Raw genomic sequence first — 22,905 nt, 5'->3', positions numbered from 1 at the left:
GCCCCGCGCCCCTGAATCGTAAATATATGGCGTCCAAGGTCAACAAGGCTCTGTCGCCATCGATTTACCAGATCACTGGGTGTCGCCGTCAGGCGACCGGACTACTGAAAAGCAAAGGCCTGCGACTCCCGGGACCCCGGGAAAGCCCGTACCCCCAACTACCTGCACTTTCCCACCGGCGGGAGGGGACGTGGGCCGGTGCGTCGTATGCCCGTCGCGTAGGTTCTGTCTCAGGTCACCCGCACGGTGTACCAACACCGGGCCGTATGCCCACCCTGCGACGGGCTGACGCACCGGCCCCGTCCCCGCACCCACCACCCACCCAGGGGCGCGGGGCTGTGACATCAGCGGCTCCGCCGCGGGGCGCGACCAGCCACAACTCACCCGCACCCGCCCACGAACCGAACCCACCACCCCGGTAGGCGCCCCGCTCAACCGCAGGAGGCAACCCGCACACTGGTTAATCTGCACGGGTGACCACCGACCTGACCCTTCTGCCGCGTGTCGCCTACCGCGGGCAGGAGGTGACCGCGCCCCGGCTCCGTGGCCTCCTCGCACTGCTCGCGGGCGAGTTGCGTACGGGCTGCAGTATCGACCGGCTCGTGGACGGGCTGTGGCTGCCGGACGAGTTGCCGGAGCGGCCGGCAAAGGCGCTGCAGGTCCTCGTGTCCCGGGCGCGGGCGCAGCTGGGCGCCGACGTCGTCGTCAGCACGCCCACCGGATACCGGCTCACCCTTGCCGAGGACCAGGTCGACAGCTCCGCCCTGCTGTTGTACGCCGCCGCCGGCGCGGACCGGGCCAGGGCCGGGGACCACGCGGGATCGCTGGCCGCGGCCGAGGCCGGGCTCGCGCTGTGGGAGGGCACTCCTGACGGGGGCGGCGACACCGACGACCCCGTAGCCGCGTTACGCGCCGAACGCGCCCCCGTCCGCACCGCGCTCGTACGCGCGCAGGCGCTCGCGCTCGCCCGGCTCGGGCGGCACGCAGAGGCGGCCGGGCCGCTGGCAGTGGCCGCCTCGGAGTATCCGCGCGACGAGGAGGTGCTCGCCGAGCTGCTGCGCGGCGAGGCGGCGACGGCGGGCCCGTCCGCCGCGCTGATGCGGTACGAGGCGTACCGGCGTGAGCTGCGCGAGACGCTCGGCACTGATCCGGGGGCTCAACTCAAGGTCGTACAGCAGGAGTTGCTGCGGGGCGAGGCGCCCACGGTCCGGCACGGCGTGCCGCACGAGCCGAACCCGCTCCTTGGCCGGGACGAGGACATCGAGGCGGTGGAGCGGCTGCTGCGCGTCTCCCGCGCCGTCACCGTCGGCGGTCCCGGCGGCCTCGGCAAGACCCGGCTCGCGCACGCCGTCAGCCGCCGGGCCGAGCAGCGCGTGGTGTATTTCGTGCCGCTCGCCGGCGTCACCGCGGACGAGGACGTGGCCGCGGAGGTGGCCTCCGCGCTCGGCGCGGGCGAGGGGAGACACGGCGCCATGAGCGGCCACGCCTCGGCCGACCCGGTCCCCGGCATCCTCGGCGTGCTCGGCTCCGGGCCCGCGCTGCTGGTCCTGGACAACTGCGAGCAGGTCGTCCGGGGCACCGCCGACCTCGTACGGGCCCTGGTCTCGTCCTCGAAGGACCTGCGGGTGCTCGCCACCAGCCGGGCCCCGCTGGGCCTGACGTCGGAGGCGGTGTACGCGCTGCCGGAACTCGAACTCGGCACCTCCGTCGAGCTGTTCACACAGCGGGCCCGGGCCGCCCGGCCCGGCGTGGAGCTGCCGTCGGACGCGGTGGCCGAACTGTGCCGTCACCTCGACGGGCTGCCGCTCGCCGTGGAGTTGGCCGCGGCGCGGGTGCGGGTCCTTTCGGTGCCGGAGATCGCCCGTCGCCTCGGCGACCGGTTCGCGCTGCTGCGCGGCGGGGCGCGGGACGCGCCGGAGCGCCACCGCACGCTGCACGCGGTCGTGGACTGGAGCTGGAACCTCCTCGACGAGGACGCGAGGGCGGCGCTGCGCATGCTGTCCGTCTTCCCCGGCGGTTTCTCGGGCGAAGCGGCAGATCAGGTGCTGGGCGAGGACGCACTGTCTCTGCTGGAGCAGTTGGCCGATCAGTCGCTGCTCACCGTCGTCGACACCCCGGTCGACGTGCGGTTCAGGATGCTGGAGACCGTACGGGAGTTCAGCGCGGCCCGGCGCGCGGAGGCGGGTGAGGAGGACGAAGCCATCGGCCGGTTCCTCGCCTGGGCGCGGGGCTTCGGGGTCGCGTACCACGACTGGCTCTTCGGCTCGGAACCGCTGGCCGCCTCGGAACGGATCAGGGCCGAGCAGGACAACCTCGTGCTGGCCCTGCGGCACGCCCTGGCCCGTACGGACGGCCCCACCGTCGCCGCCCTCACCGCCGTCCTCGCCGCCCTGTGGTCCATCGGTTCCAGCTACGCCCGCCTCACCGCCCTCGCCGCGGACACCGGCCCGCCGCTGTCGCACTACTACCCCGAGCCCGAATACGTCGAAGTCGCCCGCGCCGCCGCGGTGTTGTGCACGACGAGCCTGTTCATGGGCTACGGCCCGAGCGCCGCACGCCAGCTCGTCACCCTCCGGCGGCTGCCCACGGCCCCGCCGGACACCCTGCTGCGGGCCATCGCGACAGTGCTGAGCGCGGTCCCCGAAATGCTGCCTCCCGACTACGACGTGCTGCGGGGGCTCTGCGACAGCGAGCAGCCGCTGCTCGCCGGCATCGCCGAGTCAGTCGCGACCTACGTCTGGGAGTATGAGCACGACATCGACCGCGCGCTCGCCTCGGCTCGCCGGATCACAGCCGCACTGGCGCCGGTCGACAACCCGTTCCTGCGGGTCTTGGGCCACGCCCGGCTGAGCGAGCTGTGCTTGCAGACGGAGCAGGGCGAGGAAGCGTACGGGCACCTCAAGGCGGCGCTCGAGGCGCTGCCGCCGCTCGGCGGCGAGCACGACCTCATCGGCGTCCGCTGGGGCCTCGTCCTCGCCTGCCTCCAGCGCGGCGACCCCGACGAGGCCGAGTACTGGCTGCGGCAGGCGGAGGGCGCCAGCACCACGCAGGACGACTACGGCATGGACCTCCTCGGGCGCGCCGAGATCGCGCTCGCCCGCGGACTGACGGAGGTCGGGCTGGGCCTGTGGCGCAGCGCCGTGCAGCCGCTGCCCGCAGCTGACTCGATGCATGGCGGCGACCCCTTCTTCGATCGGTGGGTGCTCCAGGTCCTGTCGGTGGCGGTGACGGCACACGCGCACGCCGGCCGTATCGAGCTCGTCGCGGAGCCGATCGACCGACTGCGGCAGGGGCTGCGGACGCTGCTCTCCGGTCCGGCCGGCTCGCCCGTGGAGCTCCCGGTGTTCGGGACGGTGCTGCACGCGCTCGGCATGGCCGGGCTCGCGTCCGGCGACGCCGGTGCCGTACGGATGATCGCGCTGGCCGAACGGCTGCGGGTGCTGCGCGATTTCCAGCCGACGATGTCGGCGGACCGCGCCCGGAAGGCGGTCGGGGCCGCCGGGGACGCTGCCAGGGCGGCGTACGCCGACGCGGTGTCGGAGTACGCCGCCCTGGAGCGGGACGAGCTGCGGGAGGCAGCCCGCGCTGTCATCGCGGTTACTTCGGGTCGCGGTTGAACAGCGAGGTCGACCAGCGGTAGCCGAGCGCGGTCAGGCCGACGCACCAGGCGATCGCGATCCACCCGTTGTTGCCGATCTCGGTGCCGAGCAGCAGGCCGCGCAGGGTCTCGATGGCCGGCGTGAACGGCTGATACTCGGCGATCGGCTGGAACCAGCCCGGGATCGCGTCGATGGGGACGAAGGCGCTCGAGATGAGCGGGAGGAGGATCAGCGGCGTTGCCATGTTGCTGGCCGCCTCGGGGTTCGGGCTGGCCATGCCCATCCCGACCGCGATCCAGGTGAGCGCCAGGGTGAACAGCGCGATCAGTCCGAACGCCGCCAGCCACTCCAGGGCCGTGGCGTCCGTGGAGCGGAAGCCGATGGCCACGGCGATGGCGCCGACGAGGACCAGACTGGCGAGCACCTGCAGCGCGCTGCCGACGACGTGTCCGATGAGCAGAGAGCCTCGGTAGATCGCCATCGTGCGGAAGCGGGCGATGAGGCCCTCGGTCATGTCCATGGAGACGGACACCGCGGCCCCGATCACGGTGCTGCCGATGGTCATCAGCAGCAGGCCCGGGACGAGATAGGCGATGTAGTCGGAACGGTCCGCGCCGCCGCCTCCGATGCCCGCGCTCATCGCATCGCCGAAGATGTAGACGAAGAGCAGCAGCAGCATGATCGGCGTGAGCAGCAGGTTCAGGGTCATGGACGGGTAGCGCCGGGCGTGCAGGAGGTTGCGGCGCAGCATCGTGTTCGAGTTGCGTACGGCGAGGGAGATCCGGGTCGGGCGGGCGGGAGCCAGGGGGGTGCTCATCGGACAGACTCCTTGGGCTGGTTGGGGACCTTGGCTGTGCCGGTCAGGGCGAAGAACACGTCGTCGAGGTCGGGGGTGTGCACGGTCAGCTCGTCCGCCTCGATGCCGGCCGAGTCCAGCCAGTCGAGGATGGAGCGCAGCTCGCGCTGGCTGCCGTCGCTGGGGATGTGCAGCGCCAGCGCCTCGTCGTCCCTGCCGGCCTCGCGCAGGGCGACGGCGGCGGACTGGTAGGCGGCCGGGTCGGTGAAGCGGAGCCGGACGTGACCGCCCGGGATGAGCTGCTTCAGTTCGGCGGCGCTCCCTTCGGCGGCGATCTTGCCGTCGTTCAGCACCGCGATACGGTCGGCGAGTTCATCGGCCTCCTCCAGGTACTGGGTGGTGAGGAAGACGGTGACGCCGTCGGAGACCAGCTCGCGGATGATGCCCCACATGTTGTGGCGGCTGCGCGGGTCGAGGCCGGTGGTCGGCTCGTCGAGGAAGATGATCCGCGGGTTGCCGACCAGCGTCATGGCGATGTCGAGGCGGCGCTTCATACCGCCGGAGTAGGTGGAGACGGGCTTCTTCGCGGCCTCCACCAGGTCGAAGCGCTCGAGGAGTTCGGCGGCGGTGCGGCGGCCCTCGCTGCGGGAGAGCAGGTGCAGGTCCGCCATGAGCAGCATGTTCTCCTCGCCGGTGATCAGGCCGTCGACGGCGGAGAACTGGCCGGTGACGCCGATCGCGGCCCGCACGGCGTGCGGTTCGGTGGCCAGGTCGTGGCCGCCGACGTGCAGATCGCCGGCGTCGGCGGTGATGAGGGTGGAGAGGATCTTGACGGCGGTGGTCTTGCCCGCGCCGTTCGGACCCAGCAGGGAGAAGACGGTGCCGGCAGGTACCGCCAGGTCGATGCCGTCGAGGACCGTCTTGTCCCCGTAGGCCTTGCGCAGCCCCTTTGCCGCGATGGCGAGTGAGTGCGATGTCGTTGTCGTCATGCCGCAGAGGTTGCGGCAGGGCGCATTCAGCGCGGTTTCAGGATGCTTTCAGCACCCCGAAACCGGGCTGCACGCCGGCCCTCCGCGAGGAGTTCACGGAGCCCGTGCACGGACACGGCCTCAGCGGGGCGCGCCGTCCCACAGGTCGGCGCGGTGGCCGCCGACCAGGGCGGCGATCCGGGCGAGGACTTCCTCCACGGGCAGCGGATCGAGCCGACGGCCGTCGCGCAGGCGCACCGCGACCAGATCACCGGCGGCCTCCTTGGCGCCGATCACCGCCTGGTACGGCACGAGGCGGGACTCCCGGACACGGGCGCCCAGGCTTCCGCGTTCCGGTCCGGCGATCTCGGCCCGCAGTCCGCGGCGGGCGCAACCCGCGGCGAGCGCGACGGCGTTCGGCAGCTCGGCGGCGGAGACGGGAAGGATCACCACCTGGGTCGGCGCGAGCCAGGCCGGAAAGGCGCCACCGTGCTCCTCGATGAGATGCGCGACGGCTCGCTCGACACTGCCGATGACGCTGCGGTGGACCATTACGGGCCGGTGTTTCGCGCCGTCCGCACCGATGTAGTGCAGGCCGAACCGCTCCGGCTGGTGGAAGTCGACCTGGACGGTGGACAGGGTGAACTCCCGGCCCGCGCCGTCGACGACCTGGACATCGATCTTCGGCCCGTAGAACGCTGCCTCGCCCTCGGCAGCCTCGTACGGCAGACCCGATCGGTCCAGCACCTCGGTGAGGAGGGCGGTGGACCGCTGCCACAACTCCAGGGCGGTGACGTACTTTCCGCCGGGGCCGCGTAGGGACAGCCGGTAGCGTGCCGGGCTGATACCGAGCGCCTCGTAGGCCCGGCGGATCATCTCCAGGGCGGCCTGTGCCTCCTCCGCCACCTGGTCCAGGGTGCAGAAGATGTGCGCGTCGTTGAGCTGGATGGCCCGTACGCGGGTCAGCCCGCCGAGTACGCCGGACAGTTCGGAACGGTACATGCCACCCAACTCGGCAATGCGCAGGGGCAGTTCGCGGTAGCTGTGCGAGCGCGAGCGATAGATGACCGCGTGGTGGGGACACAGGCTGGGCCGCAGCACGACCTGCTCCCCGCCCAGCTCCATCGGCGGGAACATGTCGTCGCTGTAGTGCGACCAGTGCCCCGAGATCTCGTACAGCTCTCGCTTGCCGAGCACCGGCGAGTACACATGCCGATAGCCCGCCGCTCGCTCGGCGGTACGGATGTACTCCTCCAGCACGTGCCGTACGACCGCGCCGTCGGGCAACCAGTACGGCAGCCCCGCCCCGATCAGCGGGTCGGTGTCGAACAGGCCGAGCTCACGGCCGAGTTTGCGGTGATCGTTCATGGCGGTCTCCTCGCGGACGGCTCCGAGCGAGTGACCGCACAAGCCGAAGCCCCGGGGCACTCGCCCCGGGGCTTCGGACTCAGACATCGGTCAGCGCGCCGGGACACTCTCCGGCGTCGTCGTCATGTGGGCGCGCTTCATGAGGGGGACGGTAGCAAGGGAGCAAGCCTCCCCGCCCCGGCTTTTTCGCTGTGGCTGGGCCGGGGGCACGCCCCGTCAGGGATGACGTCCTAAGATCGCCGCATGTCCGAAGCACCGACCACCCACTCCCCCCAACTCGGGGACGAAGTCCGGGATTTATTCCGAGTCCCGCCCGAGCGCGCGGTGTTCGAGCCCCTCACGCACAACCCGAAGAACGGCGTCACCGCAGGAGTATGGCGCGTAACCGTCGCTGAGCGGTCGGCCGTGCTGAAGGTCCTGACCCGGGGCAAGCAAACCACCGAGATCTGGGCGGCCTCGGAGGACCCGCGGCACTGGAACTTCTGGCGGCGTGAGGCGTACGTGTACGAGGAGGGCGTTGCCCGGGCCTGGGAGCCGTGGGGCATCACGGCGCCCAAGCTGCTCGCCTCCGTCGAACGCCCCGACGGCGACGTGGCGTTGTGGCTGGAGGACGTGCGCGGCGAACCGGCCACTGGCTGGTCCACAGCCGCGCACGCCGGACATGCCCGACGCCTGGGCGCGGCCCACGGCAGGGCACTTGCGGAGCAGACCGAACCTCTCGACCACCCTTGGCTCAGCCGCCGCTTCCTGCGCGACTACACCGCCGCCCAGACGACTGGTCGGGACCTGCTCGACGACGACACCGCCTGGCAACAGCCGCTCGTACACGACCACTTCCCCGAAGGCCTCCGCGAGGAGATGGTGCGGCTGCACCATGAACGCGAATGGATCTTGCGGATCATGGAGTCATTGCCCCGCGTCTTCAGCCACCTTGACCAGTGGCCGGCCAACCTCACCGCACCGCACAGCGGCCAAAGCGTGCTGTTCGACTGGGCGTTCGCGGGCGACGGCGCCCTCGGCGAGGACATCGGCAACTACATCCCCGACACGATCCTCGATGGGTTCCTGCCCGCCGCCCGGCTGCCCGAGCTGGCGACCGCCGTGTACGAGGGTTACGTACGAGGCTTGCGTGACAGCGGCTGGCAGGGCGACGAACGGCTCGTCCGGCTCGGTGTGTGCGCCTCCTCGGTGAAGTACGACTGGCTCACCGCACTGATGCTGTCCCGCGCGGGCGACGCCCAGCAGCTCGACTACGGCGGCAGCCGCACCGTAGAAGCCGAGCACCGCTACCGCGAACGCGGCGTGGTGCTGGCCTTCCTGGCGGACTGGGCCCGGGAGGCGCGCGGGCTGGCGACCGAACTCGGCTTCCCGCACTGAACTGGACCACTGAACCTGACCACTGAACCGGACCACTGAGTCCAGAAGCCTCCCCAGCCCCACCTGTTCGACATTTCGAAAGTTTCGGCTCGCGGGAATTCCGTAGAACCCCGCCCCCTTCCCCGTACACTTCCCGCGGCCGTAATGTAGGAAGCGCTTTCTAACCGGTCGACGCCCTCCCGCGTGCCAGACCGTGGTGATTCGAAACTTTCGCCGGCCCTCGGGACGGGGCGGAGAGGTGGGGCTTCCATGGTGCGTACCGGCAGCGAGGCCGGCCCGACGCTGGCGGTCGTCGCCCGTGAGGCCGGAGTTTCCGTGCCGACGGCGTCGAAGGTGGTCAACGGCCGGGAGGACGTGGCGCCGGAGACCCGCCGACGGGTCACCGAGGCGCTCGACCGGCTGGGCTACGTACGCAGACCGCGGTTCGATGCCGCGAAGTCTCCGGGTCTGGTCGATCTGGTCGTGCACTCGCTGGACTCCTCCTGGTCGGGCGCGGTGCTGCACGGCGTGGAGGAGGCCGCGCACGACGCGGGCCTGGAGGTGGTCGTCTCGGCCGGCCTGACCCGCACACGCGGCGGCCGCCCCGAACGGGGCTGGCTGGACAAGCTCTCCACGCGCGGCTCCGCCGGTGTGCTGTTCAACCTGGCGGAGCTCACCCAGTCCCAGTACGCCTGGCTGGACCAGCACCGCATCCCGTTCGTCCTGATCGACCCGGTGATCGATCCGCCGCCCGGCGTGGTCTCGGTCGGCGCCGCCAACTGGCAGGGCGGCGTCACGGCCACCGAGCATCTGCTCGCCCTCGGTCACGAACGGATCGCCGTCATCGCCGGCCACCGCCGCAAGATGTGCAGCAGCGCCCGCGTCGCCGGTTACCGCTCGGCGCTCGCGGCGGCCGGCATCCTGCACCGGCCCGAGTACCTCCGTTACGGCGGCTTCAACGAGGTCGGCGCCCACCACCGCATGCTGGAACTCCTCGACCTGCCCGAACCGCCCACGGCCGTCTTCGTCTGCTCGGACAAGATGGCCCTCGGCTGCTACCGGGCCCTGGCCGAACGGAAGTTGACCGTCCCCGACGACATGAGCATCGTCGGCTTCGACGACCTGCCCGAGGCCCACTGGTCCACACCCTCGCTGACCACGATCCGCCAGCCCCTGTCGGAGATGGCCGGGACCGCGCTGCGCCTGCTGGTCCGCATCATGGCGGGCGAACGGCCGGAGGGCACACGGACGGAGCTGTCCACCCGGCTGGTGGTGCGGGAGAGTACGGGGCCGGCGCCGGGGGCCGCGTAAGGCCCGCAAGGCCTACGGCTGAAGTCGCGCCGCCCACGTGATGCCGCCGAGGAGATGCGCCCGGAAGTCCGGGTTCTCGTACGCCTCCGCTGCGTGCCCGAGCCCGGTGTAGAACACCCGCCCCGCTCCCTGCTCCCGGCACCACACCAGCGGATGGTCGTCACCCATCCCGCCTCCGTTGTACGAGGATTCGTCGGCCGAGGCGAGGACCCGTACCGAACCGCGCGGACTGGCCCGGAAGTCGTACCACTCGTCCGTGAACTCCCAGGCGCTGGGCAGGTGTCGGGTCGCCGGATGCTCCCGGTCCTCGACGAGGAGCTTGCCCGGCTGGTAGTCGGGGTGGCGGGCGAAGCGGGCGCCGAGCAGCTCCCCGTAGTACGGCCAGTCGTACTCGGTGCAGGCCGCCGCATGCACCCCGACGAAGCCGCCGCCCGCCTCGACGTACGCGGCGAGGTGCTCGCGTCCCGCGGGCGTCAGCACGTCACCGCTGGTGGAGAGGAAGACGACAGCCGCGTACGGACCGACGGGCGCGTCGAAGAACTCGGGGTCCTCCGTGGCGTAAGCGGTGAAGCCGTGCGCGGCGCCGAGGGAGCGTACGGCCGCGATGCCGTCCGGGATCGAGTCGTGACGGTAGTCGGTGGTGCGGGTGCAGACGAGAACGCGGGGGTCGGGGTGCGCTGCTGTCATGGCGTCCGACTCCGTTCAGTCTTCGGTCATGGGCCAGGTCTTCCAGACCAGATCGAGGCGGCGGTACGCGTCGTCGAACCAGGCATCGACCAGTGGGACGGTGACCGCAACGGTCGTCAGGGACATCGAGTGGTCCTTGATCGTGACCTGGCACCGGTCATCGTCGTCGTCGAGTTCGATGTACAGCCACGGGATGCGTTGCCCCTCACACCAGGCGATGTCCTGTCCCGCGTCGAGCGAGTCCAGGGCATGCTGCCACTGCCGCAGGTCCTCGGGCGAAAGCCAGGTCTTGAGGCTCCCACGGACGAAGGGCGTATCGACCAGGAACTCCCCGGCCAGGGAACAGGCCCCGGCCTCGGCCTCGGATTCGGATTCGGACTCGGTGGGACGCTTCCGCTCCACCTCCCCCGCGATCCGCAGAATGACACTGTTGCCCTCCCCCTCCAGGCGGATCAGGTCGATCGGATCCTCAGCCATGACTACCCCTCCGGACTCGCGCATGGTGCCGAACACCAACGATCGCAGGCCCATGACCAGGAGCCGTGAACAGGCGTCAGCGTTCAGTGACTGCGCTGCGGGAGGCCAGCTCGGCCTTGCCCGTTGCGACGACGAGGGCACCAACAGACCGGGGGCCGTCGGAACCCGTAGCGAATGCCGCACACCCGGCCGGATGCCGGCTCCCGCCTATCCGATCGAGGCGTCGACGGCAGGCGAAGGCACGGCGCACGGGCGCAGGACCATGAGCGAGTCTTCCAATGCCGCCAGCATGGCAAAGGGAACGCCCGCGCCCGGAACAGACGCGCCCGCTTTCGCCGCATACGGGCCTTTCTTCCCGTGTACAGGCGGGTGGCGGGCTGGGCAAGGTGTCGGGCCCGGACGTGTCCGATTCCTACAAGACCACGCTTCAACTGCGTGCTTACCGTGGCCCCATGACTCCACGATTCGATGCGATCGGCATGGTGGCCTCCGACATGGCCGCCTCAGTCACCTTCTACCGCCGCCTCGGATTGGCCTTCCCCGAGGGCTCCGAGAAGCAGCCGCACGCCGAGGCCCAACTGCCGGGCGGGCTGCGCCTGATGCTCGACAGCGAGGAGGGCATCCGCGAGTTCGCGCCGGAGTGGCAGCCGCCGAGCGGGGGCGGGCGTATCTCGCTGGCGTTGCTGTGCGACAGCCCGGCCGAGGTCGACTCCGTGTACGAGGAGATGGTCGGCGCCGGATACGACAGCGGGCTCAAGCCGTGGGACGCCGACTGGGGGCAGCGGTACGCGAGCCTGCTCGACCCGGACGGTAATGACGTCGGGCTGTTCGCGCCGCTACACGGTGCGACCCAGTAGCTCACCCAACGGCATGCCTGCCAACTCCCGTACATCCCGGGCCAGATGGGCCTGGTCGGCGAACCCGGTCCGTGCCGCCGTGTCCGCGAAGGGCACCCCGGCGCGGGCCAGGGCGAGGGCGCGCTGCAGCCGTAGTACGCGGGCGAGGGTCTTGGGGCCGTAGCCGAAGGCGGCCAGTGAACGACGGTGCAACTGGCGAGTGCCGACGCCGAGTTCGTCGGCGGTGGCGGCGACTGGGCGGCCCGCGTGGAGGGCGGCCACCACCCGTCTCAGCAGCGGGTCGGGGGGTGCGGCGCCGGACGCCCACCGCAGCGCCACCTCTTCGAGGCCGCTCGCCGGGTCGTCGGCCGCGTTCACGTGCGCGGTGAGGCGCCGTACCTCGGAGCGGGGCCGGAGGTCGGCCAACTCCACGCGCTGGTCGCGCAGTTCATGCGCGGGCACCCCGAGGAGTGTGGGCGCGGTGCCGGGATAGAAGCGGACGCCCGCCCAGGAACTCGGCGCGCCTTCGGTGACGTACGCGTGTGTGTCGGGCCCGGCGACCAGCAGCCGTCCCTCGTTCCACAGCAGGTCCATGCAGCCGTCGGGCAGGACGCGTCCGGCACCGGTGCCGGACGGGGTGTTCGTCCAGACGACGGCGCCCGTCAGCCGGGAGGGCCGCTCCGCGTACACGTACGCCAGGCTACGCGTTTCGGGTCCGGTGCTCCTGCGGGCTGACCCCGTACACCCGCTTGAAGGCGCTGGACAGGGCGAACGCGCTGCCGTAGCCGACCTGGCGGGCGATCGCGCCGATGGTGTCGTCGGAGTCGCGCAGCCGGTCCGCGGCGAGGGCGAGGCGCCAGCCGGTCAGATACGTCATCGGGGGCTCGCCCACGAGTTCGCTGAAGCGGCGGGCGAGCGCGGCCCGGGAGACGCCCGCCTTCATGGCGAGCGAGGCAACCGTCCAGGGGTGCGCCGGGTCGTCCTGGAGGAGCCTGAGCACCCGGCCCACGACGGGGTCCGCGAGAGCCTGGTACCAGGCGGGCGCCTCGGCTTCCGGGCGGGAGAACCAGACCCGTAGCGCGGCGATGACCAGCAGGTCGAGCAGCCGGTCCAGGACGACCTCCTGGCCGGGCTCGTCGCGCACGATCTCCTCGGTGAGCAGCGGGGTGAGCGGGCAGGCCCATTCGTCGGAGGTCAGGCTGAGCAGGGGTGGCAGGGCGTCGAGCAGCCGGCCGTTGATCTCGCCGTGCATCGTGTACGTCCCGATGAGCATCACCATGGAGCCGTCGAGCCTGGCTCCCCAGGTGCGCACCCCCAGGTCCATCGTGCCCTTCATGGACCGCCCGTCCGGGTAGAAGCACTCGGCGCCCGGCAGGATCACCGCCTGCGGCGGGGTGGAAGGGTCGTCGGCGCAGGTGTACGGGTCGGGGCCGCGCGCGATGGCGAGGTCGCCGGCCCGCAGATGCAGGCGCTCCCCCTTGTCCGGGGTGATCCAGGCGTCGCCACGGACCAGCAGCATCACGGTGAGCGGGGCGCGGTCCTCGACGCGGATGCACCACGGTGGATCGAAACACGCTCGGATCATGAAGGCGCCACGTGCGCGTGGGCCCTCCAGCAGGCCTGCAAGGGCGTCCATAGGGCCAGATTAGACGCGCTCTTATGGGAACGAGAGTTTCAGCGATGTTCCCTTTCCGAGCAGGGCAGTTCACTGAATCTCATGACAGAGAACACGCGGAACGAGACGGTGTTGGTGACGGGAGCGTCGGGAAAGACGGGGCGTCAGGTGGCGGATGCGGCGAAGGCCGCCGGGTTCGGCGTACGGGCCGCTTCGCGCGGTGGTGAGGTGCGCTTCGACTGGTACGACTCCTCGACGTGGGACGCGGCGCTGCGCGGTGCGGACGCGGCGTATCTGGCGTACTCGCCGGACGTGGGTGCGCCGGGCGCGGACGAGAGCATCGCCGGGTTCGCGCGACGGGCGCAGGAGCTCGGCGTACGCCGCCTGGTGCTGCTGTCGGCGATCGGTGAGCGGCAGGCGGAGCCGGCCGAGCGGGCTCTGCGTGAGTCGGGTGCGCTGTGGACCATCGTGCGGGCGAACTGGTTCATGCAGAACTTCAGCGAGGGTCTGCTGCTGGAGGGCGTACGGAGTGGCGAATTCGTGTTTCCGGCGGGCGAGGGGCGGCAGCCGTTCGTAGACACGCGGGACATCGCGGACGTGGTCGTGATGGCGCTCACGGACTCCTCGTACGCGGGGCAGGTCCTGGAGGTCACGGGGGCGCGGCTGCTGTCCTTCCGCGAGGCCATGGCGGAGATCTCCACCGCGGCGGGCCGGGAGATCCGGTATGTGCCGGTGTCGGTGAAGGAGTACGGCGCGATCCTGGCCGGGTTCGGTCTGTCGCCCGAGGAGGTCGCGTTCACGGAGGAGGTCTTCGAGGAGCTGCTCGACGGCAGCGACGGCGAGGTCGCCGGCGATGTCCAGCAGGTCCTGGGCCGCGCCCCGCGCGACTTCACGGACTTCGCGCGGGAGCACGCGGCGCAGGGGGTGTGGAAGGTCTAGTCCGGCGGTCAGGTCATTCTTGCGCGGGCGGCTCGTCGCCGTTCTTGGGCGAGTTCTTCGCGGTCGTCCGCAGCCGTGACGTCACGTCCTCCGGGGGAAGGAAGCGGGACCAGCGCTCCGGGAACTCGGAGGGCATGTCCGGGTCGTCGGGGTCGGCGGCGGCGCGGGCTGCCGCCGCGCGGGCCACGAGGTCGGCGGCCTGCGCGGCGCGCAGCTGCTCGTTGACGGCGCGTGCGGCGGCCGTGGCGGCGGCCGGCCAGACCCGGTCGATGGCCGCGTTGACGGCCGCTCCGACGAGTACGGCGAAGGCGGAGACGCCGATCCACAGCAGTACGGCGACGGGGGCGGCCAAGGATCCGTAGATCGTGGGCCCTTCGACGGTGTTGGTCAGGTAGATCCGTAGCAGGAAGCTGCCGAGGACCCACATGCCGAGCGCGACCAGGGCGCCGGGCACGTCTTCGATCCAGGGGGAGCGCACCGGCACGGACACGTGGTAGAGCGTCGTCAGGAAGATGATGGACAGGACTATGACGACGGGCCAGTACAGGATCTGTACGACGGTCGTCGACCACGACACGAGGTTCACCACGGCGTCCGGGCCCGCGACCATCAGCGGCAGCGCCACAGAACCGATCAGCAGCGCCACGAGGAACAGCAGGAACGCCATCAGCCGGGTCTTGACGATGCCGCGGACCCCGTCGAGGCCGTACATGACGGTGATGGTGTCGATGAAGACGTTCACGGCGCGTGAGCCCGACCAGAGGGCGAAGAGGAAGCCGAGGGAGATGACGTCGGGTCTGCCGCCCTTCATCACGTCGTGGAGGATCGGCTGGGCGATCTCCGAGACGCCCTTGTCCGTGAGGATCGTGCGCGAGGCCTCCAGCAGGTTGGTCTCCACGCTGGCGATGGTGTCGGCGCCGGTCCAGGAGTCCACGTAGCCGAGCAGCCCCAGCATGCTCAGCAGCAGCGGCGGCACGGACAGCAGCGTGAAGAACGCGGCCTCCGCGGCGAGGCCCAGGATCCGGTACTCGATGCAGGAGTTGACGGTGTCCTTGACCAGCAGCCAGGCGGTCCTCCGCTTGGAGACATTCCGGTAGAGAGCACGTGCCCGGTGAAGCCTGCCGGGTGGGCTCTCTGGTGTTTCACTTGCTGGCTGCACGCTCCTAACCGTAGCGGTCGCGACGTGCGTTCTTCACCCTCCGCACTCGTAGGTGACGGCCGCCCTACCCAGGGGTAGTTTTCCTCACATGGCAATCGGCACCCACACAGTGACCAACCAGGTTCCGCCCCTTGTCGGCTATGACGTCTTCGGCGCCGACCGGGTGCTGACGGAAGCGGTCGAGCGGCATCTCGATCCCGGGCTGCTCGACGAGGCGCGCGACGAGCTGTCGCGGCTGGGCCGCACCGCCGGTTCCGTGCAGGCCCAGGAGTGGGGGGTGCTGGCCAACGAGAATCCGCCGAGGCTGCGTACGCATGACCGTTACGGCCACCGGATCGACGAGGTCGACTTCCATCCGTCCTGGCACCGGCTGCTGGGCAAGGGCGTCTCGGCGGGCCTGACGGCGGCGTGGTCGCGGCCGGGCGGGCATCTGCGGCGGGCGGCCGGGTTCCTGATCTGGACGCAGGTCGAGGCGGGCAACGGCTGCCCGCTGTCGATGACGCACGCGGCGGTGCCCGCACTGCGCACGGACCCGGAGCTCGCGGCCGAGTGGGAGCCACTGCTCACCTCCACCGTCTACGACCAAGGGCTGCGGCGCGCCTCTCAGAAGGCGGGCGTCCTCTTCGGCATGGGCATGACGGAGAAGCAGGGCGGCAGCGACGTACGGGCGAACACGACGGTGGCGCGTCCCCTCGCCGAGGACGGGACGTACGAGCTGACGGGCCACAAATGGTTCTGCTCGGCGCCGATGTCGGACGGCTTTCTGGTGCTGGCGCAGGCGCCCGGCGGGCTCACGTGCTTCCTGGTGCCGCGGGTGCTGGAGGACGGTACGCGCAATGTGTTCCTGATCCAGCGGCTGAAGGACAAGCTGGGCAACCGGTCGAACGCGTCGAGCGAGATCGAGTTCGACGGGACCTGGGCGCGCAGGGTCGGGGACGAGGGGCGCGGGGTGCGCACGATCATCGAGATGGTCGCGGTGACCCGGCTGGACTGCGCGCTCGGTGCCGCCTCGCTGATGCGGCAGGCGGTCGCGCAGGCCGTACACCACTGCACCTACCGTGAGGCCTTCGGCGGCAGGCTGATCGACAAGCCGCTGATGCGCAACGTACTGGCCGATCTCGCGCTGGAGTCCGAGGCGGCGACGACGCTGTCGCTGCGGCTGGCCGCCGCGTACGACGACGGGAGTGAGCAGGAGCGGGCGTTCCTGCGGATCGCCGTGCCGGCCGCGAAGTACTGGGTGACCAAGCGCTGCACACCGCTCGTCGTCGAGGCGTCGGAGTGCCTGGGCGGCAACGGGTACGTGGAGGAGTCCGGGATGCCGCGGCTGCTGCGCGAGTCGCCGCTCAACTCCATCTGGGAGGGCGCGGGCAACGTCCAGGCGCTGGACATCCTGCGGGCCATGCAGCGCGAGCCACACGCCCTGAACGCCTACCTGGAGGAGATCGGCCGGGCCCGTGGCGCCGACCACCGGCTGGACGGGGCGATCAAGAACCTGCTGGCCGAACTCGCCGACCTGGACGGCATCGAGGGCCGCGCCCGGCGCCTGGCCGAGCGGATCGCGCTGGTACTCCAGGGCGCGCTGCTCGTCCAGTACGCCCCTCCGGAGGTCGCCGACGCGTTCTGCGCGTCGCGTCTCGGCGGGGACTGGGGGGCGGCGTTCGGGACGCTGCCGCACAGCCTGGACCTGGCCTCGGTGGTGGAGCGGGCGCGGCCCGTCGCGTAGTCGGGGCGTAGGCAGGCGTACGACACAAGGGGGGCGCGGTGTCGAACCGGCGCCTCCCTCTCGTACCACCTATTCCGGCGTATTCGCCCAGGCCCGGCGACACCTGACGTACCATCGCTCCCACGGCCCCCCACACTGTCGCGCCCGTGTTCAACGCACTGATCGGGAAGGGCAGTTGGCCGACGACGCGGGAGGAACCATGGCGTATCGAGGCAAGCACCGCCGCCGGAAGAAGGGGCGCGCGCTGCGCGCGAGCCTGGCCGGGACCGCTCTCGCCCTCACCGTCGCCGCGGGCTTCATCAGCACGTCACAGGCCGCGAGCAGCGACAACCCGGGCGCCCTCACCGCGATCGGCTCCTCGTCCGAGACCGACAAGCTCGAGCTGCACGAGAACCTCGTCGGCCAGGACACCCTCGACACCCTCGAGAGCGGGATGGGCGGGAACGTCGGCGTGGACGGCGTCCTGAAGAACGCCAACCACACGATGCGCAACAGGGCGGACTGCGGCGCCTCGGAGGAGTCCGCGCTGCCCGTCGAGCCGGCCGCCACACGCGCGTACTGCTGGGCGGACAGCGATGCGCGGACCCAGAAGTGGCAGCCCCAGTCGGTGACCACCTCCGGGGACTCCGACGAGGACGGCAGGTGGGGTTCCAACCGTGTGATCCTCTCCGGCTGGACGCACGACGGTCAGGGGGCGGGCGCGCAGGAGGAGGACCGGGGCCTCGCCCGGGTCGCCTTCATCGACGCGAACGACCCGGAGAACCTGAAGTACCGCTGGGTCCTGCTGGTGGCCCCGCTGGACGACGGCAAGAACTTCGAGGCCGTCCGCTCCCGTATCGGCGGCATGGTCTGGTACCAGGACAAGCTGATCGTCACCGCCCGGAACGGCGCCGCAGGCAACGACGCCCTGTTCGTCTTCGACATGGACCGCATCCTGCGCGCCGACGTCATCAGCGGCGCCGTCGGCAAGGTGAAGGACGGCTGGTCGGCGCACGGCTACCGGTATGTGATGCCGGCCATGGGCTCGTACAGCCTCACCGGCGGCGCCTGCGACGCCACCACGAACGACCGCGTCCCCTGCTTCGCCTCGGTCTCCCTGGATCGCACCTCCGCGCCGGACAGCCTGGTCGCCAACGAGTGGTTCCGCCCGGACAGCGGCGAGCCGGGCCGCGTATGGCGTTACGACTACAGCACCGCGGGCGACCGCACGGGCCTGCTCGCCACCGACACCCGCGGACGCGTCCACGCCGACGAGGCGTACGAGACCGATGCCGTCGGCCTGCAGGGGGTCCTCTCGCACCGGCCGAACGGCGCGAGCGAGCCGAACTGGTACGCCGGGCACGCACCGGACGCGCGCGGCGAGCACGGCACGCTCTGGCGGCAGAACAAGAGCGCCGCCAAGGCCGCGAAGTGCGGGGCGGACGAGTCGTACGCCTGCTGGGGACGGGACACGGAGTCGCTGTCGTACTGGCAGGAGACCGGCGAGCTGTGGACGCTGACCGGGCGGGCGGCGACCGCGTCGGGCCGGGCGAACGAGCTTCCGGAGCGGGTTGCGGACCGCGCCACCGCGTGGCAGCCGGGCACCGTGTCCGAACGCGTGTTGTACGCGGTTCCGCTGTCCTCGGTGGACCGCTCGTTGGAGTGAGCCGTTTTTTTGAAGCCGGGCTCGCCTTCGTGGTATCGCTGACCCGCATGAGCATCCCTGTCACCACATGGTCGCTGGAGCAGACCTCTCCGGCCGACCTGCTGCCCGCCGCCGAGCCGGCCGGCGACATCCGGATCGTCCGCTCCGAGGTGCCTTCGCCGGAGTTCAGCCGCTTCCTGTACACCTCGGTCGGCGGCGACATCCACTGGACCGACCGGCTGGGCTGGACGTACGCCCAGTGGCAGGAGGACCTGGAGCGGCCGGGGGTCGAGACCTGGGTCGCGTACGAGCGCGGGACGCCCGCGGGATACGTACAACTTCAGGGGCAGGCGGAAGGCGTCGTGGAGATCGTCCACTTCGGGCTGATCCCGGCGTTCCGGGGCCGGCGGATCGGCGGGCACCTCCTGTCGTACGGGGTCGCGCGGGCCTGGGACCTGGCCGAGCGCTGGCCGGGCAGGCCTCCGACGAAGCGGGTCTGGCTGCATACATGCAGCAAGGACGGGGAGCATGCGATGGACAATTACCTCCGGCGCGGCTTCAGGCTCTTCGACACCAAGGTGGCCGAGGAGCCGGACATCGCCTCCGCCGGTCCCTGGCCCGGGGCGTCGGCCGTCTGACCTGGTCGGACCGGGAAACACAAGCCTCGTGTCAGAGCTTGTGACCAACAACACCCTTGTCTCACGATACGGGACAAGGGTGTCCGCATCGCGGACGAAGCTGGACTCTGTCCAGATCGCCATGACACGCTTCCGTCATGTCTGGAACTGGAATTGCCTTGGTGAGTCGGCGCCACGTCGACCTCGGCCGCATGTCCAGCGCCATCTGTCCGGCGAGCTGAGCAGCTGCATCCGACAGGGCCTTCCGGTCCCGGGCAGCATCGCCGCCGCACCTCTCCCCCTTGCCTCGCCTTGCGCAATGACGCGCGCGTATGCCCACATGCGCCCCCATGCGCAGGTTCCGAGTCGCTTTCCCGCCTGTCCCGAAGGACGTAACCATGGCCGCCACCCCACAGAAGCCTGCTGCCGCCGCGCCCCGCCGCAAGGTGAGCCGTCACCGTGGCGAGGGCCAGTGGGCCGTGGGTCACTTCACCCCGCTCAACGGCAACGAACAGTTCAAGAAGGACGACGACGGTCTCAATGTGCGGACACGCATTGAGACGATCTACTCCAAGCGGGGCTTCGACTCGATCGACCCCAACGACCTGCGTGGCCGGATGCGCTGGTGGGGCCTCTACACCCAGCGCAAGCCCGGGATCGACGGCGGCAAGACCGCGATCCTGGAGCCCGAGGAGCTGGACGACGAGTACTTCATGCTGCGGGTGCGGATCGACGGCGGTCGGCTCACCACCGAGCAGCTGCGGGTGATCGGCGAGATCTCGCAGGAGTTCGCGCGCGGCACCGCCGACCTCACGGACCGGCAGAACGTCCAGTACCACTGGATCCGTATCGAAGACGTCCCGGAGATCTGGGAACGCCTGGAAGCCATCGGGCTGTCTACGACCGAGGCCTGCGGTGACACGCCCCGCGTGATCCTCGGCTCGCCGGTCGCCGGGATCGCCGAGGACGAGATCATCGACGGCACCTCCGCCATCGACGAGATCCACCGCCGGATCATCGGCAACAAGGACTTCTCGAACCTGCCCCGCAAGTTCAAGTCCGCGATCTCCGGCTCCCCGCTCCTCGACGTGGCGCACGAGATCAACGACGTCGCCTTCGTCGGTGTGAACCACCCGGAGCACGGCCCCGGCTTCGACCTCTGGGTCGGCGGCGGCCTGTCCACCAACCCCAAGATCGGCCAGCGGCTTGGCACTTGGGTGCCGCTGGACGAGGTCGCGGATGTGTACGAGGGCGTCATCTCGATCTTCCGCGACTACGGCTACCGGCGCCTTCGGACCCGCGCCCGCCTGAAGTTCCTGGTCGCCGACTGGGGCGTGGAGAAGTTCCGTCAGGTGCTCGAGGACGAGTACCTGAAGCGGAAGCTGATCGACGGTCCGGCGCCCGACCAGCCCGTGGAGCGCTGGCGCGACCACGTCGGGGTGCACCGGCAGAAGGACGGCCGCTTCTACGTCGGTTTCGCACCGCGCGTGGGCCGGGTGGACGGCACGACCCTCACGAAGATCTCCGAACTGGCCGAGGCACACGGCTCGGGCCGGCTGCGTACGACCGTCGAGCAGAAGATGATCGTGCTCGATGTGGAGGAGTCGAAGGTCGCCTCGCTCGTCGAGGGCCTGGAGGCGCTCGACCTCACCACCAAGCCGTCGCCGTTCCGGCGCGGCACGATGGCCTGTACCGGCATCGAGTACTGCAAGCTGGCGATCGTCGAGACCAAGGCGCGCGGGGCCTCGCTGATCGATGAACTCGAGCGCCGCATCCCCGAGTTCGACGAGCCGATCACCATCAACATCAACGGCTGCCCGAACGCCTGCGCCCGTATCCAGGTCGCGGACATCGGTCTCAAGGGCCAGCTGGTCCTGGACGACGAGGGCAACCAGGTCGAGGGCTTCCAGGTTCACCTCGGCGGCGCGCTCGGTCTGGAGGCCGGCTTCGGCCGCAAGGTCCGTGGCCTGAAGGTCACTTCGGAGGAGCTGCCGGACTACGTCGAGCGGGTCCTCAAGCGCTTCGAGGCGGAGCGCGAGGAGGGCGAGAGGTTCGCCACATGGGCGGCTCGCGCTTCTGAGGAGTCGCTGTCATGAGCCTCCTCGTGGTCGTGGCCATGAGCGCACTCCTGTGCGCAGGCGCGGGCGCCGTGATCGGCGCTCTCGTGGGCCGCGTACGCATGGATGCGGACGGAGGGCAGCAGCGGTGAGCGAACGAGCCGCGCCCTTCTACTGCCCCTACTGCGGCGACGAGGACCTGCGTCCGAGCGAGCAGGGGCATGGCGCCTGGGAATGCGGAGCGTGCAATCGAGCCTTCCAGTTGAAGTTCCTCGGGCTGCTGTCCCGGGGGCTTCAGCGCACTGACGGTGGAGGGGAAGAGATATGACGACGATTCAGGCAGAGCCTGATGTCGAGACGGATCCGGATGCGGAACTGAAGGCGCTCGCCGAGCAGGCGGGCCGTGACCTCGAGGACGCCTCCGCGCTCGAGATCCTTCAGTGGGCCGCGAAGACCTTCGGCAAGAAGTTCTGCGTGACCTCCTCCATGGAGGACGCGGTCGTCGCCCATCTCGCCGCCCGCGCCATGCCCGGCGTGGACGTCGTGTTCCTCGACACCGGCTACCACTTCCCCGAGACCATCGGCACCCGCGACGCGGTCGAGGCCGTGATGGACGTCAACGTCATCACGCTCACCCCGCGGCAGACCGTGGCCGAGCAGGACGCCGAGTACGGGCCGAAGCTGCACGACCGCAACCCCGACCTGTGCTGCGCCATGCGCAAGATCAAGCCCCTGGAAGAGGGGCTGACGAAGTACACCGCATGGGCCACGGGCCTGCGCCGCGACGAGTCCCCGACCCGGGCCAGCACTCCGGTCGTCGGCTGGGACGAGAAGCGCCGCAAGGTCAAGATCTCGCCGATCGCCCGCTGGACGCAGGACGACGTGGACGCGTACGTCACCGAGCACGGCGTCCTCACCAACCCGCTGCTCATGGACGGTTACCCCTCCGTGGGCTGCGCCCCCTGCACCCGCCGCGTACTCGAGGGCGAGGACGCGCGCGCCGGCCGCTGGGCGGGCCGCGCCAAGACCGAGTGCGGGCTGCACGACTGACCATGGCAGTGCCTTCGACGATTTCGACGACTCCGAGGAACCAGGAGAACCAAGTGACCGGAGCCACGATCTGGCTCACGGGTCTGCCGAGCGCCGGCAAGACCACGATCGCGTACGAGCTGGCCGACCGGCTGCGTGCGGAGGGCCACCGCGTCGAGGTGCTCGACGGTGACGAGATCCGTACGTTCCTGACAGCGGGCCTCGGCTTCAGCCGCGAGGACCGGCACACCAACGTGCAGCGCATCGGCTACCTCGCCGACCTGTTGTCCCGTAACGGCGTCAAGACGCTCGTTCCGGTGATCGCGCCGTACGCGGACAGCCGTGAGGCGGTGCGCAAGCGCCACATGGCCGGCGGCACCGCGTACGTCGAGGTGCATGTCGCGACGCCGGTCGAGGTGTGCTCCGAGCGCGATGTGAAAGGGCTGTACGCCAAGCAGGCGGCGGGCGAGATCTCCGGGCTCACCGGGGTCGACGACCCGTACGAGGAGCCCGAGTCACCCGACCTGCGCATCGAGTCGCACAACCAGACCGTGCAGGAGTCCGCGGCCACGGTCCACGCGCTGCTCACCGAAAGGGGTCTCGCATGACGACCGTCGCCACTGTTCCTGAGGAGACGGACAGCCCGTACGCGCTCTCTCACCTGGATGCCCTGGAGTCGGAGGGTGTGCACATCTTCCGTGAGGTGGCGGGCGAGTTCGAGCGGCCGGTGATTCTGTTCTCCGG

Annotated in this window: 21 protein-coding genes and 1 pseudogene; 14 read left to right on the top strand and 8 right to left on the bottom strand. The window is 70.5% G+C overall.

Features of this window, described 5'->3' with window-relative positions:
- The first annotated feature begins 473 nt into the window (after positions 1-473).
- Entirely contained in the window at positions 474-3,617 is a 3,144-nt protein-coding gene (locus ABD357_RS27420) for an ATP-binding protein (RefSeq protein ID WP_344393684.1), read from the top strand.
- On the opposite strand, the gene ABD357_RS27415 is transcribed toward ABD357_RS27420, so the two are convergent.
- The 3 genes from ABD357_RS27415 to thrS form a co-directional block, all read right to left on the bottom strand.
- On the bottom strand, positions 3,598-4,416 hold the full coding sequence (locus ABD357_RS27415) for an ABC transporter permease (RefSeq protein WP_344393683.1): 819 nt from the start codon (positions 4,414-4,416) through the stop codon (positions 3,598-3,600). The genes ABD357_RS27420 and ABD357_RS27415 overlap by 20 nt on opposite strands.
- The gene (locus tag ABD357_RS27410) at positions 4,413-5,384 is read right to left on the bottom strand and encodes an ATP-binding cassette domain-containing protein (protein WP_344393682.1); all 972 of its coding nucleotides are present in this window, start codon (positions 5,382-5,384) and stop codon (positions 4,413-4,415) included. The genes ABD357_RS27415 and ABD357_RS27410 overlap by 4 nt, the downstream gene beginning before the upstream one ends.
- Positions 5,385-5,504: 120 nt before the next feature.
- A complete protein-coding gene (gene thrS / locus ABD357_RS27405) occupies positions 5,505-6,818 on the bottom strand; it encodes a threonine--tRNA ligase (RefSeq protein ID WP_344393681.1) in 1,314 nt (437 codons plus the stop codon).
- Between the two features lie 156 nt (positions 6,819-6,974).
- Here thrS and ABD357_RS27400 point away from each other — a divergent pair, with 156 nt between their 5' ends.
- The gene (locus ABD357_RS27400) at positions 6,975-8,108 is read left to right on the top strand and encodes a protein kinase family protein (RefSeq protein WP_344393680.1); all 1,134 of its coding nucleotides are present in this window, start codon (positions 6,975-6,977) and stop codon (positions 8,106-8,108) included.
- 249 nt (positions 8,109-8,357) lie between these two features.
- The gene (locus ABD357_RS27395) at positions 8,358-9,398 is read left to right on the top strand and encodes a LacI family DNA-binding transcriptional regulator (RefSeq protein WP_344393679.1); all 1,041 of its coding nucleotides are present in this window, start codon (positions 8,358-8,360) and stop codon (positions 9,396-9,398) included.
- Between the two features lie 12 nt (positions 9,399-9,410).
- Here ABD357_RS27395 and ABD357_RS27390 read toward each other — a convergent pair whose 3' ends face one another.
- Positions 9,411-10,085, bottom strand: a complete 675-nt coding sequence (locus ABD357_RS27390) for a ThuA domain-containing protein (RefSeq protein ID WP_344393678.1) — start codon at positions 10,083-10,085, stop codon at positions 9,411-9,413.
- Positions 10,086-10,100: 15 nt separating this feature from the next.
- Positions 10,101-10,562 carry a DUF5959 family protein gene (locus tag ABD357_RS27385; RefSeq protein ID WP_344393677.1) on the bottom strand — a complete coding sequence of 154 codons (462 nt, stop codon included), beginning with the start codon at positions 10,560-10,562 and terminating at the stop codon, positions 10,101-10,103.
- Positions 10,563-11,014: 452 nt separating this feature from the next.
- Between ABD357_RS27385 and ABD357_RS27380 the strand changes: the two genes are divergently transcribed.
- Complete coding sequence (locus tag ABD357_RS27380) at positions 11,015-11,419, top strand: VOC family protein (protein ID WP_344393676.1); 405 nt, start codon at positions 11,015-11,017, stop codon at positions 11,417-11,419.
- Here ABD357_RS27380 and ABD357_RS27375 read toward each other — a convergent pair.
- Together ABD357_RS27375 and ABD357_RS27370 are read right to left on the bottom strand one after the other, a co-directional pair.
- The gene (locus ABD357_RS27375) at positions 11,399-12,088 is read right to left on the bottom strand and encodes a helix-turn-helix domain-containing protein (protein ID WP_344393675.1); all 690 of its coding nucleotides are present in this window, start codon (positions 12,086-12,088) and stop codon (positions 11,399-11,401) included. The genes ABD357_RS27380 and ABD357_RS27375 overlap by 21 nt on opposite strands.
- 10 nt (positions 12,089-12,098) lie before the next feature.
- Positions 12,099-13,034 carry an AraC family transcriptional regulator gene (locus ABD357_RS27370; RefSeq protein WP_344393674.1) on the bottom strand — a complete coding sequence of 312 codons (936 nt, stop codon included), beginning with the start codon at positions 13,032-13,034 and terminating at the stop codon, positions 12,099-12,101.
- A gap of 81 nt (positions 13,035-13,115) precedes the next feature.
- Here ABD357_RS27370 and ABD357_RS27365 point away from each other — a divergent pair, with 81 nt between their 5' ends.
- Entirely contained in the window at positions 13,116-13,952 is an 837-nt protein-coding gene (locus ABD357_RS27365; protein WP_344393673.1) for an NmrA family NAD(P)-binding protein, read from the top strand.
- Between the two features lie 13 nt (positions 13,953-13,965).
- Here ABD357_RS27365 and ABD357_RS27360 read toward each other — a convergent pair whose 3' ends face one another.
- On the bottom strand, positions 13,966-15,111 hold the full coding sequence (locus tag ABD357_RS27360) for a YihY/virulence factor BrkB family protein (RefSeq protein ID WP_344393672.1): 1,146 nt from the start codon (positions 15,109-15,111) through the stop codon (positions 13,966-13,968).
- A gap of 88 nt (positions 15,112-15,199) precedes the next feature.
- Here ABD357_RS27360 and ABD357_RS27355 point away from each other — a divergent pair, with 88 nt between their 5' ends.
- The 9 genes and pseudogenes from ABD357_RS27355 to ABD357_RS27315 all read left to right on the top strand — a co-directional run.
- Complete coding sequence (locus ABD357_RS27355) at positions 15,200-16,834, top strand: acyl-CoA dehydrogenase family protein (protein ID WP_344393671.1); 1,635 nt, start codon at positions 15,200-15,202, stop codon at positions 16,832-16,834.
- Positions 16,835-17,033: 199 nt separating this feature from the next.
- Positions 17,034-18,479, top strand: coding sequence for a hypothetical protein (locus ABD357_RS27350; protein WP_344393670.1), 1,446 nt, complete (start codon positions 17,034-17,036; stop codon positions 18,477-18,479).
- Positions 18,480-18,526: 47 nt separating this feature from the next.
- Positions 18,527-19,096 carry a GNAT family N-acetyltransferase gene (locus ABD357_RS27345; RefSeq protein ID WP_344393669.1) on the top strand — a complete coding sequence of 190 codons (570 nt, stop codon included), beginning with the start codon at positions 18,527-18,529 and terminating at the stop codon, positions 19,094-19,096.
- A 137-nt stretch (positions 19,097-19,233) separates the two neighbouring features.
- Positions 19,234-19,317 carry a putative leader peptide gene (locus ABD357_RS27340; protein ID WP_309486338.1) on the top strand — a complete coding sequence of 28 codons (84 nt, stop codon included), beginning with the start codon at positions 19,234-19,236 and terminating at the stop codon, positions 19,315-19,317.
- Between the two features lie 156 nt (positions 19,318-19,473).
- Entirely contained in the window at positions 19,474-21,171 is a 1,698-nt protein-coding gene (locus ABD357_RS27335; RefSeq protein WP_344393668.1) for a nitrite/sulfite reductase, read from the top strand.
- Between the two features lie 109 nt (positions 21,172-21,280).
- On the top strand, positions 21,281-21,460 hold the full coding sequence (locus ABD357_RS27330) for a hypothetical protein (protein ID WP_344393667.1): 180 nt from the start codon (positions 21,281-21,283) through the stop codon (positions 21,458-21,460).
- The gene (locus ABD357_RS27325) at positions 21,457-22,182 is read left to right on the top strand and encodes a phosphoadenylyl-sulfate reductase (protein ID WP_344393666.1); all 726 of its coding nucleotides are present in this window, start codon (positions 21,457-21,459) and stop codon (positions 22,180-22,182) included. The genes ABD357_RS27330 and ABD357_RS27325 overlap by 4 nt, the downstream gene beginning before the upstream one ends.
- Positions 22,183-22,184: 2 nt before the next feature.
- Complete coding sequence (gene cysC, locus ABD357_RS27320) at positions 22,185-22,769, top strand: adenylyl-sulfate kinase (protein WP_344393665.1); 585 nt, start codon at positions 22,185-22,187, stop codon at positions 22,767-22,769.
- Positions 22,766-22,905 (top strand): annotated as a pseudogene (locus ABD357_RS27315) (sulfate adenylyltransferase subunit CysD); the annotation flags it as partial. The gene cysC and the pseudogene ABD357_RS27315, both read left to right, overlap by 4 nt.

Source organism: Streptomyces vastus (assembly GCF_039532825.1).
GTDB lineage: Bacteria > Actinomycetota > Actinomycetes > Streptomycetales > Streptomycetaceae > Streptomyces > Streptomyces vastus.
The sequence above is the reverse complement of the archived record's forward strand: the minus strand, read 5'-3'. Positions and strand labels throughout refer to the sequence as shown.